Annotated in this window: 11 protein-coding genes; 5 read left to right on the forward strand and 6 right to left on the reverse strand. The window is 66.5% G+C overall.

Annotation, left to right across the window (positions count from 1 at the left end):
• Positions 1–12 precede the first annotated feature (12 nt).
• Positions 13–2049 (forward strand): ribonuclease J, encoded by a 2037-nt coding sequence (locus SynRS9902_RS00350; RefSeq protein ID WP_186509556.1) that lies wholly within the window; start codon positions 13–15, stop codon positions 2047–2049.
• On the opposite strand, the gene SynRS9902_RS00355 is transcribed toward SynRS9902_RS00350, so the two are convergent.
• The 3 genes from SynRS9902_RS00355 to holA are packed head-to-tail and all read right to left on the reverse strand — an operon-like array spanning position 2035 to position 5672.
• A complete protein-coding gene (locus SynRS9902_RS00355; RefSeq protein ID WP_186509557.1) occupies positions 2035–2820 on the reverse strand; it encodes a hypothetical protein in 786 nt (261 codons plus the stop codon). The genes SynRS9902_RS00350 and SynRS9902_RS00355 overlap by 15 nt on opposite strands.
• A 33-nt stretch (positions 2821–2853) precedes the next feature.
• A complete protein-coding gene (locus SynRS9902_RS00360; protein WP_186509558.1) occupies positions 2854–4659 on the reverse strand; it encodes an aspartate kinase in 1806 nt (601 codons plus the stop codon).
• A 47-nt stretch (positions 4660–4706) separates the two neighbouring features.
• Positions 4707–5672 (reverse strand): DNA polymerase III subunit delta, encoded by a 966-nt coding sequence (gene holA / locus SynRS9902_RS00365; RefSeq protein ID WP_114988869.1) that lies wholly within the window; start codon positions 5670–5672, stop codon positions 4707–4709.
• A 9-nt stretch (positions 5673–5681) separates the two neighbouring features.
• On the opposite strand from holA, the gene SynRS9902_RS00370 reads away from it, so the two are divergent.
• Positions 5682–6329, forward strand: a complete 648-nt coding sequence (locus tag SynRS9902_RS00370; RefSeq protein ID WP_186510462.1) for a precorrin-8X methylmutase — start codon at positions 5682–5684, stop codon at positions 6327–6329.
• Here the strand turns inward: SynRS9902_RS00370 and tilS are convergent.
• Positions 6277–7281 carry a tRNA lysidine(34) synthetase TilS gene (gene tilS, locus SynRS9902_RS00375; RefSeq protein WP_255446157.1) on the reverse strand — a complete coding sequence of 335 codons (1005 nt, stop codon included), beginning with the start codon at positions 7279–7281 and terminating at the stop codon, positions 6277–6279. The genes SynRS9902_RS00370 and tilS overlap by 53 nt on opposite strands.
• Positions 7282–7316: 35 nt before the next feature.
• On the opposite strand from tilS, the gene SynRS9902_RS00380 reads away from it, so the two are divergent.
• The 3 genes from SynRS9902_RS00380 to ribH all read left to right on the forward strand — a co-directional run bounded on the left by SynRS9902_RS00380 (position 7317) and on the right by ribH (position 8923).
• Positions 7317–8075, forward strand: a complete 759-nt coding sequence (locus SynRS9902_RS00380) for a DUF561 domain-containing protein (protein ID WP_186509559.1) — start codon at positions 7317–7319, stop codon at positions 8073–8075.
• 113 nt (positions 8076–8188) lie between these two features.
• Positions 8189–8377, forward strand: coding sequence for a photosystem II reaction center protein PsbZ (gene psbZ / locus SynRS9902_RS00385; RefSeq protein WP_006850156.1), 189 nt, complete (start codon positions 8189–8191; stop codon positions 8375–8377).
• A gap of 63 nt (positions 8378–8440) precedes the next feature.
• A complete protein-coding gene (ribH, locus tag SynRS9902_RS00390) occupies positions 8441–8923 on the forward strand; it encodes a 6,7-dimethyl-8-ribityllumazine synthase (RefSeq protein WP_115009674.1) in 483 nt (160 codons plus the stop codon).
• A 4-nt stretch (positions 8924–8927) separates the two neighbouring features.
• On the opposite strand, the gene mutS is transcribed toward ribH, so the two are convergent.
• A complete protein-coding gene (gene mutS / locus SynRS9902_RS00395) occupies positions 8928–11633 on the reverse strand; it encodes a DNA mismatch repair protein MutS (protein WP_186509560.1) in 2706 nt (901 codons plus the stop codon).
• Positions 11634–11685: 52 nt separating this feature from the next.
• A complete protein-coding gene (locus SynRS9902_RS00400) occupies positions 11686–12141 on the reverse strand; it encodes a GNAT family N-acetyltransferase (RefSeq protein ID WP_115009672.1) in 456 nt (151 codons plus the stop codon).
• Positions 12142–12188 lie beyond the last annotated feature (47 nt).

Consider the following 12188-nt stretch of genomic DNA (forward strand, 5'->3'; position numbering starts at 1 on the left):
CACATCGTTTTCATGGCCAACAACGCACGATCCAGCAAGGGTCAGGAGCCCTGCCTTCGGGTGATCCCCCTGGGTGGCCTGCACGAGATCGGCAAGAACACCTGTGTGTTCGAGTACGGCGATGACCTGATGCTGGTGGATGCCGGTCTGGCCTTCCCCAGCGACGGCATGCACGGGGTGAATGTGGTGCTGCCCGACACCAGCTTCCTGCGCGAGAACCAGAAGCGGATCCGCGGCATGATCGTCACCCATGGTCATGAAGACCACATCGGTGGCATCGCCCATCACCTCAAGCACTTCAACATTCCGGTGATCTACGGCCCGCGGCTGGCCCTCTCGATGCTCACCGGCAAGATGGATGAGGCCGGTGTCCGCGACCGCACCACCCTGCAGACCGTCGGTCCGCGCGATGTGGTGAAGGTGGGTCAGCACTTCTCTGTGGAGTTCATCCGCAACACCCACTCGATGGCCGACAGCTTCTCGCTGGCCATCTCCACACCGGTGGGAACCGTGATTTTTACGGGTGACTTCAAGTTCGACCACACCCCGGTCGACGGCGAAAACTTCGACATGGCCCGCCTTGCCCACCACGGCGACAAGGGCGTTCTCTGTCTGTTCAGCGATTCCACCAACTCCGAGGTTCCTGGCTTCTGCCCGCCGGAGCGCTCGGTGTTCCCCAACCTGGATCGCCACATCGCCAATGCCGAAGGGCGGGTGATCGTCACCACCTTCGCCAGCTCGATTCATCGCGTGTCGATGATTCTGGAGCTGGCCCTGAAGAACGGCCGCAAGGTGGGGCTGCTGGGCCGCTCGATGCTCAACGTGATCGCCAAGGCGCGGGAACTGGGCTACATGCGCGCGCCGGATGAACTGTTTGTGCCGATCAAGCAGATCAACGATGTGCCCGATCGCGAAACCCTGCTGCTGATGACCGGTAGCCAGGGTGAGCCGCTGGCTGCCCTGAGCCGCATTTCCCGCGGTGAGCATCCCCAGGTGAAGGTGAAGACCACCGACACGATCATCTTCTCGGCCAGTCCGATCCCCGGAAACACCATCTCCGTGGTGAACACCATCGACAAGCTGATGATGCTGGGCGCCAAGGTCGTGTACGGCAAGGGCGAAGGCATTCACGTTTCCGGCCATGGCTTCCAGGAAGACCAGAAACTGATGCTGGCCCTCACCCGGCCCAAGTTCTTCGTGCCGGTGCACGGTGAGCACCGGATGCTGGTGCAGCACTCCCGCACCGGTCATTCGATGGGGGTTCCGGTCGATAACACCCTGATCATCGATAACGGTGATGTGGTGGAGCTCACCCCGGATTCGATCCGTAAGGGCGATGCGGTGAAGGCAGGCATTGAGCTGCTGGATCAATCCCGCAACGGCATCGTCGATGCCCGGGTGCTGAAGGAACGCCAGCAGCTGGCGGAAGACGGCGTGGTGACGATCCTCGCTGCCATCAGCACCGATGGCGCCATGGTGGCTCCGCCGCGGGTGAATCTGCGGGGTGTGGTCACCACAGCCGATGCCCGCAAGATGTCGTTGTGGGTGGAGCGCGAAATCAAGTGGGTGCTTGAAAACCGCTGGAAGCAGCTCTGCCGCAACACCGGTGGCAAGGCACCGGAGGTGGACTGGATGGGTGTGCAGCGTGAAGTGGAGGTGGGCCTTGGTCGCCGGATGCGCCGTGAACTGCAGGTGGAGCCCCTGATCCTCTGTCTGGTGCAGCCTGCCCCTGGTGGCACACCGGTCTACAAGGGCCGTGCCGATGCTGAGCCCGATGACCGTCCGGCTCCCCGCGGTCGCGGTGGCCGTGGCGGTGGCTCTCCCTATGGCCGTCGCAACGGCGGTGGCGGTGGAACCCCCGCTCCGGTGCGGAACAATCAGGGCAATGGTCGCTCTGGCTCGGCCACCCCTGCCCCTGTGCGTGCAGTGGCGGCCACCGCAGTGGTGGAGAAAGTGGCTCCTCAACCGGTGGCTGAAAAGGCAGCCCCTGCCCCGGAGCCAGAGATGCCTGCAGGCCGCACCCGTCGTCGTCGTTCAGCGGCCAGCTGAGCGGGCGAAGACCCCTTTGATCCTTTCGATCAGTCCCATCGGCTCCACGGAGTTGGTGGGGCTTTTGGTTTCAGGCTGGAGTTGAACGCGGAGCCATGAGTGTTCCAAAAGCTTGGTGCCTGCAGGCTCCTGGGGTTGGGGCGCTGGCTCGATGGTGTCGAGGGGTGGTTCTTCTGCAGTGGGTTCTGGTTCCTGGTTTGCCATTGCCACGTCTGAATTGGCTTCTGGGGTGAGCGTTGGCTCTGGGCTTTGCACAGGAGCCGGGAGAGGAGTCAGAGGAGCAGAGGGATCCGGAGTCGGCATGGCCCGGGGTTCCGCATCACCGGACAACCACGGCATCGCGGTGATCGCATCAACTGGTGCTGGCCTGGTTTGATCGGGATCGTTGCTCAGGAAGGGATCCTTGAGCAGATCTGAGATGGCGCCACTGGTTGCGGGCGTCGAACCTGCTTCGCTGGCCATGTCTTCTGATCGGCAGCGCTGCAGCCCCTGTTCCGCGAGGGCTGCGATGGTGGCGTCCACGTCACCCAGCAGCACCCGTTCGTAGGAGATGGCGGCTTGCTCCGGTTGCTGGAGCCCATGCAGCTGGATGTGACCCAGGAGCAGCGACACCACCGCCCGCCAGCCCAAGACAAGGCTTGGGTCGTGCTTGTCTGATGCGCTTTCGAGTTGATCGCACAACGCTGAGGCGAGGGCGTGGGCCTCGGCGTAGTCCCCAAGGCCATAGGCCCGTTCCGCGGCTTGGTAGTGCTGCTCGAAATCGGCGTCCACGCGTTGGGGGGCCAGTCCCCCCGTTGTAGACCGTTAGTCGGGGTCGTGCGGTGAAGCGGTGCCTTGGGCGGTGTGACGTTCTTCACCTCCCAGTCCGAATCCGGCGTGCACCACCTGGAGTGCCTGAACGCCAGCATCTTCGGCCACCACACAGCTGGTTCTGATTTCGCTGGTAGCGATCAGGCCGATGTTGATGCCTGCATCCGCCAGCGCACGGAACATGCGCCCTGCCGTCCCTGGCGTTGCCGGCATCCCAGCGCCGACGGCACTCACCCGGGCAATAGCCTCGCCGTCTTCAAGGGCGGCACCGGTCCACTGGGCCAGCAGGGGGGCCAGGGCCACATCGGCGCGGGTACGGTCGTCCTTGCGCAGGATGAAGGTGATGTCCCGCGATCCGTCGCTGTGCTGACGTTCCGATTGAACGATCGCATCGAGGCTGATGCTGTTGTCTGCCAGGGCTGAACACAGCGCCGCTGCGGTGCCGGGTCGATCGGGCACGTGGCGAACACTCAGTTGCACCTGGTCGCGGTCGAGGGCGACGCCGCGCACTTCTGGTTCCCCGCTGCCGTTGTCGGTGGGATTGATGCGGATTTGCGAGTCCTCCAGGGCGAAGGCCTCTTGCACGGCTTGAACCGCCTTGCTGCCGGCGCCGGAGTCGATCACGCAGCTCACCTTCACCTCACTGGTGGCGATCAGGCGCAGATTGATGCCCTGCTGACACAGGCAGTTGAACAGGCCGGCGGCAATGCCAGGGCGCCCCATGATTCCGGCCCCGCTGATACTCAGCTTCGTCAGCCCTGCTTCGGATGCCAGATCGCCGCCCAGTTGATCCAGAACCTTCTGGCTTACAGCGCGGGCCAGCTCGAGATCCGCTTCCGCCACCGTGAAGGTGATGTCGTTGCTGTTGCCCTCATGGGTGGCCTGAATGATCAGGTCCACATTGATTCCGGCCTCGGAGAGGGTTTCAAACAGGCGTGCGGCAATCCCAGGCTGATCGGGAATCTGGGAGAGGGCGACCACGGCCTGTCCGTCCACTTCCTCCATCCCATCCACAGGGCTGCCGAGCTCGAGGCCACTGCTGCTGATCGGACGGGCTGAACGGCTGGTGATCCGGGTGCCGGGGGCATCGCTCCAACTGGAGCGCACCACAAGGTTTACGCCGTAGTTGCGGGCGATCTCAACGGCCCTGGGATGCAGCACGGAGGCCCCAAGGCTGGCGAGTTCCAGCATTTCGTCGCAGCTGATCGTCTCCATCAGCTGGGCATCGGACACCTTGCGCGGATCGGTGCTGAGCACACCTGGAACGTCGGTGTAGATCTCGCAGGCATCGGCACCCAGGGCCGCCGCCAGGGCGACAGCGGAGGTGTCGGAGCCCCCGCGCCCGAGGGTGGTGATTTCGTTGAGGCCATCGCTGCTGGTGGTGGTGCCCTGGAAACCGGCCACCACCACCACCTGGCCAGCCGCGAGGCGGTTGCGGATTCGGTCGGTGCGAATCCCGAGGATTCGGGCCCGGCCATGGGTGGATTCCGTGGCGATGCCCACCTGTGGACCGGTCATCGACGTCGCACTGACCCCCTGGGCGTTCAAGGCCATCGCCAGCAAGGCGATCGACACCTGTTCGCCACTGGCCAGCAGCATGTCCATCTCCCGCTGGGTGGGAGCGGAGGTGATGGCGTTGGCCAGACCGGTCAATTCATCGGTGGTGTGGCCCATGGCGGAGACCACCACAACCACGTCGTGCCCCTCCTCCCGGCAACGTCCGATCCGATCAGCCACCGCCTTGATGCGTTCCACGCTGCCGACGGAGGTGCCCCCGAATTTCTGCACCAGGAGGGCCATGGACCGGGCTTCAGCAACGCTGGATTTTCTCACCTGGCGGGCAGCGATCAGCCCAGCAGGCCGTCGCGGAAGGCGTCGCCCGGTTGAGCGCCGCGTTTCAGTCGGGCTTCCACCTCCAGGAGACGGCCGAGCAGCGAGAGAAAGCGCTTGGGCGGACGACCCTGCAGCTGCTTCCGCATCACGTAGATGCGTTTGGGGTTACCGATCCCAGCGGCTTTGGCGATCACCGCCACATCCCGTTCCCCCTGCTGTTCCAGCAGGCTCACCCAGAGCCAGCCGCGGATCTGACCGGTGAGGGTGGCCACAATGCGCAGGGCTGGTTCCCCGGCTTCTATCAGGGCATCCCAGCGGGCGATCGCCTCGCCGGGGTTGCCCTCCAGCAGGGCGTCGCCCACGGCCAGGGCGTTGGTGGAGCGTCCTCCCACCAGCTCCTGCACCCGTGCGGCGGAAATGCTGGTGTCCCGCAGGGAAAGCTTGCGCAGTTCCGATTCCAACCGGGCGCTGTCGGTGCCGATGGCCTCCACCAGGGCATCGATGGCATCCGGCTCCACCTTCAGGCCCAGGGCTTCGGCCGTGCGTTGCACCAGCTGGCGCTGGCCGTTGCCATCCCAGGCGGCCGGTAGTGGAAAGCTCTGCTCCTGATCGAGCCCGCTTTTGATCCGTTTCTGCAGGGCTTTGGTGGTGCGCAGGCGACCATCGGGTTTGGCCGGGTTCACCAGCACCAGGTGGCTGCTGTCGGGGATGAGCTCGAGGGCGGCCTCAAACCGGTCGGCCAGCTCGCTTGGGCAGCCATTGCAGAACGGACTGCGCTGCAGCAGCACCAGCCGTTCGCCCGTGGCGAAGGGAGGGGTGCGGGCCTCCTCGAGGGCCTGCAGGGCCTGACCAGCGTCGGCCCCATCCAGGCGGCTGAGGTTGAGGCTGCTCCAGCTGGGGTCGACAACCTTGCCGATAAGGGCATCGATGGCCCGGTCCCGCGCAGCGGCGTCATCACCCCAGAGCAGATGGATCGGCATGGGTCGATGATGGCGTGGATGGCCCAGGACCACCCGATCTTCACCGAAAGCATCCGGCGGATCCGGGCGGCACTGGGGGACACGGGCCTGCCGCCGCTGCAACAGCAGGTGCTGGAACGGCTGGTGCACAGCAGCGGTGATCTCTCGTTGGGAACACTGCTGCGGTTCAGCGAGGGGGCCTGTGAGCAGGGTTTGGCAGCGCTGAAGCAGGGGGCGCCGATCCTGACGGACACCGCGATGGCGGCGGCGGCGGTGGCCCCGATGGCCCAACGCACCCTCGGCAGTGCGGTGCACACGGTGCTGGAGTGGGCACCTAAGGCGGCGCCGGCGGGTTCAACGCGCACGGCGGCGGGCATGGAGCAGGCCTGGCGCGCGCTCGCGGCGGCGTCACCGGCTCCGGTGGTGCTGATCGGCAGTGCGCCAACCGCCCTTGAGGTGCTGTTGCAGCAGGTGGCCGCCGGTGCTCCAGCCCCCAGCCTGGTGATCGGCATGCCGGTGGGTTTTGTGGGGGTTGCCGAAAGCAAGAAGCATCTGGCGGCCAGTGGCCTGGCCCAGATCCGTTTGGAGAGCAGCAGAGGTGGAGCGGGTCTGGTGGCCGCGGCGGTCAACGCTCTGCTGCGCGCTGCTGCAGCACCAGTTCACCCGCCCTCCAGCTGAGTTGCCAGCCCCCGGCAAGGTCGGCCGCACCGCCGGGGGCACCCCCTTCCAGTCGCCTGCTGAGCTCGTCCAGCTGGCTGGCCGGCAGGGCTGGCACCCCCTGCTGTTGCAGCCACTGCGCCAGCAGCAGGCGGCGGCTGGCTGAGCTCAACGCCCCCAGGCCGCGGCGGTCCAGGCCGGCAGCGGTTTGCAGAAGCTCCAGCGCCATCTGGCTGAGTTCCGTCTGACTGTCCCGCACCTGGGACACCCGTTCGGCCAGATCGCTCATTCGCTGCGTGCTGCCTGGATGCAACGCCTCCAGCACCGGCAGCACCTCCTGGCGGATCCGGTTGCGGGCGAACTCGGGGGATTGGTTGCTGGGGTCCTCCCAGATCGGCAGGGCCAGGTCCCGGCAGATCTGGAGGGTGTCGTGGCGCTGCAGGTGCAGCAGCGGCCGGCGCAGGAGGGGCCCTTCCGGGCTGAGGCGGCGGACGCTGGGCAGGGCCGCCAGGCCGGCCAGGTCGCTGCCGCGGGCCAGCTGCAGCAACATCGTTTCGGCCCGGTCGCTGGCGGTGTGGCCCGTCACCACATCGGCGCCTGCTTGGCGGCCCCGTTGTTCCAGTCGTTCGTAACGCCACTGCCGGGCCTTGGCTTCGCTGGGCACGTCTCCAGCCGCTGCCTGGTCCACCAGCAGGGGGAGCTGCCGCTGCTGGCACCAGCTGCTCAGTTCCGCGGCGATTCGGCTGGAGTTGTCGTGCCAGCGGTGGTCGCCGTGCCAGAGGCTCAGGATCCAGCCATGCAAGGGCGCCAGATCCTGCAGCAACGCCAGCAGAGCCATGGAGTCCTGTCCGCCGGACACCGCCAGCAGCAGGGAGCTGCCCTGGGGCAGCAGCTGCGGCTGCATCAGCAGGCGCCGGTGCAGGCGGTCATGCCAGGACGTCCAGCCCAAAAAGGAGGGGTGCGTTTCCCCCACGGTGTGAGAATCAGGGGATCGCTGTCCAGTCCCCCATGACCCGTCTTCAGCAGCTGCCCGTTTCTCTGCAGCGCAGCCTTGACCAGCGCTCTGCGCTCAAGGTGATCGCTGGCCTGATGAATTTCGATGCCGCCAGTGTGGAGCGGGTCGCCCGTGCCGCCGGGCGTGGCGGTGCTGATCTGATCGACGTGGCCTGTGACCCCGCCCTGGTGCGTCTGGCGATCGAGGCCTCCGGTGGTGTGCCCGTGTGCGTGTCGTCGGTGGAGCCTGAGCAGTTCCCCGCGGCGGTGGAAGCCGGTGCGCTGATGGTGGAGATCGGCAACTACGACGCCTTCTATCCCGAGGGCCGGATCTTTGATGAGGCTGAGGTGCTGGAGCTCACCCGCCGCACCCGCCAACTGCTGCCCAACGTGGTCTTGAGCGTCACCGTGCCCCACGTGTTGCCGATGGATGAGCAGGAGCAGCTGGCCATCGATCTGGTGGCTGCCGGTGCGGATCTGATCCAAACCGAGGGCGGCACCAGTGCCAAGCCCTTCAGTGCTGGCCACCTGGGCCTGATTGAGAAGGCTGCCCCCACCCTGGCGGCCGCCCACAGCATCAGCCGCGCTGTCGATGTGCCGGTTCTCTGTGCTTCGGGTCTGTCGGCGGTGACGCTGCCGATGGCCATCGCTGCCGGTGCGGCCGGTGTGGGCGTCGGTTCAGCCGTGAACCGCCTCCAGGATGAGCTGGCGATGCTGGCCGTTGTTCGTGGTCTGCGTGATGCCCTCGGCAGCGCTGTCGCGACCCGCGTTTGAACCTGAATCTCCGCTGAGCGGAGGCCTCTTCCCCTTCATGGTGTGAAGAGTGCTCCGCTCGCTCGCGGGAGCAACAGCTCTCGTGTGAAAATCGACTCCTGACTTCCAGCTCCATGCAGTTCATCAACACGCTGACCGTTCTGGCCCTGGTGGTGGCGTCCTTCGCTTTGATCGTTGCGGTGCCGGTGCTGTATGCCTCCAGTGAGGACAGCGGCCGCTCCAACCGTCTGATCCTGTTGGGCAGTGCTGTGTGGGTGGCACTGGTGCTGCTGAACTGGGGTGTGAGCTTCTTCGTCGTCTGAGCTCAGCCTCAGGCAGAACCTGGCGGGTGCCACGATGGCTGAGATTCAGTCGGCACCTTCCCAATGGCCACGTTTGAAGGACGTTTCTCTGACGCAGCCGGACTGCGCGTCGGTATCGTCGTGGCCCGTTTCAATGATCTGGTCACCGCCAAGCTGCTGAGCGGTTGTCTCGACTGCCTCAAGCGTCACGGCGTGGATGTGTCGGAGACCAGCTCCCAGCTGGACGTGGCCTGGGTGCCGGGTTCGTTCGAACTGCCGATCGTGGCCCAGCAGATGGCCCGCTCTGGTCAGTACCAGGTGCTGATCACCCTGGGTGCTGTGATCCGCGGCGACACGCCCCATTTCGATGTGGTGGTGGCGGAGGCCAGCAAGGGCGTGGCTGCGGTGGCGCGCGACACGTCCGTACCGGTGATCTTCGGCGTGTTGACCACCGACACGATGCAGCAGGCCCTGGAGCGGGCGGGCATCAAGAGCAATCTCGGCTGGAGCTACGGGCTGGAAGCCCTGGAGATGGGCAGCCTGATGCGGGCTTTGCCGTCGGCTTGAGGCTTCAGGCCGCCAACTGATCGAGCACCTGACGGGCCCGTTGAACCACGGGCTTGGGAACGCCGGCCAGGCGTGCCGCTTCGATGCCGTAGCTGCGGCTGGCGCCGCCGGCCTGCACCTGATGGAGGAAGACCAGATCTTCACCGGTCTCCTCCACCAGCACCTGGAAGTTGGCCACGTTGTCGCGTTCGGCGGCTAGGTTGTTGAGCTCGTGATAGTGGGTGGCGAACACCGTGCGGCTGCCCAGGTCGCCCGCCAGGTGCTCGCTCACGGCCCAGGCGATCGAGAGACCATCGAAGGTGGCGGTGCCCCGCCCGATCTCATCGAGCAGCACCAGGGAACGATCGCTGGCGTGGTGAAGGATGTTGGCGGTTTCGGCCATCTCCACCATGAAGGTGGACTGGCCGGCGGCCAGATCATCCACGGCACCCACCCGGGTGAAGATCCGATCGGCGATGCCGACTGTGGCGGAGCGGGCCGGCACCCAGCTGCCGATTTGAGCCATCAACTGGATCAGGCCGATCTGGCGCAGATAGCAGCTTTTGCCACTGGCGTTGGGGCCTGTGAGCACCACCAGGTCGGTGCCCGCACCCAGCTGCACATCATTGGGGGTGAAGGCGGTTTCCACCAGCCGCTGCTCCACCACCGGATGACGGCTGGCCTCCAGCTGCAGCCCCCGGCCGTCGATGATGGTTGGTGCGCAGTAGCCACCGCTGGCGGCCACATCGGCCAGGCCGGTGAGGGCATCGAGGGCAGCAACGGCGCGGGCCGCCTGGCGGATTGGGGCGGCCATGGCCCCCACCTGCTCGCGCAGTTGGCAGAACAGCTCGTATTCCCGCTGGCAAGCCCGGGCCCGCAGCTGGAAGATGCGACCCTCCCGCTCCTTGAGATCGGGGGTGATGAACCGTTCTTCGTTGGCCAGGGTCTGGCGCCGGATCCAGTGGTCCGGCACGGCGGTGGCCTTGGCTTTGCTCACCGCCAGGAAGTAGCCGAAGGTGCGGTGGTGCTGCAGCTTCAAGGTGCTGATGCCACTGCGTTGGCGCTCCTGCTGCTCCTGGTGGCTGAGCCAGGCGTCCTGATCGTCCAGCTGGTTGCGCAGCCCATCCAGCAGCGGGTCGACGCCGTCATGGATCAGGTCGCCCTCGGAGAGGGAGAGCGGTGGGGCCTCCACCAGCTTGTGGCGAATCGTTTGGGCCAGCTCCGCCAGGGCTGGATCGGGGCTGAGCAACTGCTGCAACCACTCCGGCCCTGCGCTGATCGCAGAGCCCAGCCGAGCGGTGAGCTGGGGTAAGCGTTCCAGGCCATCGGCGATGGCCACCAGATCGCGGGCACCGGCATGGCCCGCTCCGGCCCGGCCAGCGAGTCGCTCCAGGTCGCCCATCGGCCGCAACAGCTGGCGGATCGCCAGCCGCAGGCTGCGTTCACCCACCAGGTTGCTCACCAGATCCTGGCGCTGCTCAATCGCCTGACGGTCCATCAACGGTGCTTCCAGCCAGCGGCGAAGGCAACGGCCGCCCATGGCGGTGAGGGTGCGATCGATCGCCCAGAGCAACGATCCCTGCAACTGGTTGTCCCGCTGGGTGGCGGTGAGCTCGAGGTTGCGGCGGGTCTGAGCATCCAGCACCAGGGCATCGCCGCGGTGCACGATCGTTGGCACCTCCAGGGGAATGCGGGTGTCCTCCTCCAGGGGTTGGGTGTCCTGCAGGTAGCGCAGCAGGCCACCGAGGGCCTGCAGGGCCAGGGGGTGCTCCGGCAGGCCGAGGCCATCCAGGCTGCTGAGGCCGTAGTGCTGCTGCAGGGTGCGCTCCGCCTCTGCTGGGCTGAAGGGGGTGCTGGCCATTGGCGTCAGCCGCAGCCGTTCAGGACACCAGGCCGGCCGCTCAGCATCGAGAGCGGCCGCCCAGAGCAGTTCGGAGGCCTCCTGCTGGGCCAGCTGCTGGTGCAAGTCGCTGCTGTCTTCCCGTTGCATCACCTGCACCTCGCCGGTGCTCACATCGGCGCTGGCCAGGCCCCAGCGCAGCGGTTGTTTTCCCTGGGCCGGCTCCACCACCACAGCCGCCAGCCAGTTGTTGCGGCGGGCGCTGAGCATGCCCTCCTCCAACACGGTGCCGGGGGTCAGCACCCGGGTGATGTCCCGCTTGAGCAGGGCGCCCTTGGTGGGGGTGGTCTCGAGTTGATCGCAAAGGGCCACGCTGTAGCCCTGCTTGATCAGTTCAGCGCAGTAGCGCTCGGCGGCGTGGTGAGGGATGCCCGCCATCGGTACCCGCCCAATCGCCTTGCCGCCTTCCTTGCCGGTGAGGGTGAGCTCCAGCACCCGGGAGAGTTCGATCGCGTCTTCGAAGAAGCACTCGAAGAAGTCGCCCAGGCGGTAGAGCAGCACCCGCTCGGGATGGGCGGCCTTGAGCTCCACGTAGTGGCGCAGCATCGGTGTGAGCTGCAGCGGGTCCAGCTGGCTGTGGTGGGCCCAGGCCGGTGCGTCGCTGCTGGGTTCGGAATCGTTTGCAGCCGGGGAGTCGCTGCTGGCCTCGCTTGCCGTGGCCTGTCGCTGGCGGGGCCTGGCGGCGGCATCGGCGCCGAGCTCGTCGTCGCTGAGATCGTGGCTGGCCGCCTCAGGTTCGCTGGTGGGTGCAGTCGGTGCGGCCGGCTCAGGCGCCCCGAACAGATTGCCCTGCAGGGCGTCGTCAGGGGACTGGGACGCGGACCGGGGCATCGGCTGATCTGACGGATCCGGATCGTACCGGGCCTGACCGGATTGAGATGCCTCAGCGGCGCAGCACCATCAGCTGCTGGGGGTTCGCATCCTGGAAGCCCAGTTGCCGGTAGAAGCCGGCGCTCTTGGTGGTCATCAGATACACCCGTTCCACGCCCACCACAGGCGGGGTGTGGAGCAGTTCTTCGATCACCCGGCGGCCGAGGCCATGGCCCTGCAGATCGCCGGCCACCACGATGTCCCAGAGCACAGCTCGGCTGAAGCCATCGGAGGTGGCTCGGCCGAAGCCCACCAGCCGCTTGCCGCGCCAGAGGCTCACCACGGCATCGCTACCGGCCAGCAACCTCCGCAGCTGAGCAAAGCTGCGGCCGCGGGCCCAGAAGGCGTGGCGATCGAACAGCCGTTGCAGCTTGAGCAGGGCCCGACTGGGGCGCAGATCCGGCCCGAGGCCCAGCCAACGCAGGCCGGGGGCACCGGGGGCATGGTGAACCAGCCGGATCGGGGTCACGGGTTGGGGAGCCGCAGCACTTCATCTTGCTCCCCGGCGATAATTGA

It is taken from the genome of Synechococcus sp. RS9902 (assembly GCF_014279635.1).
Lineage (GTDB): Bacteria > Cyanobacteriota > Cyanobacteriia > PCC-6307 > Cyanobiaceae > Parasynechococcus.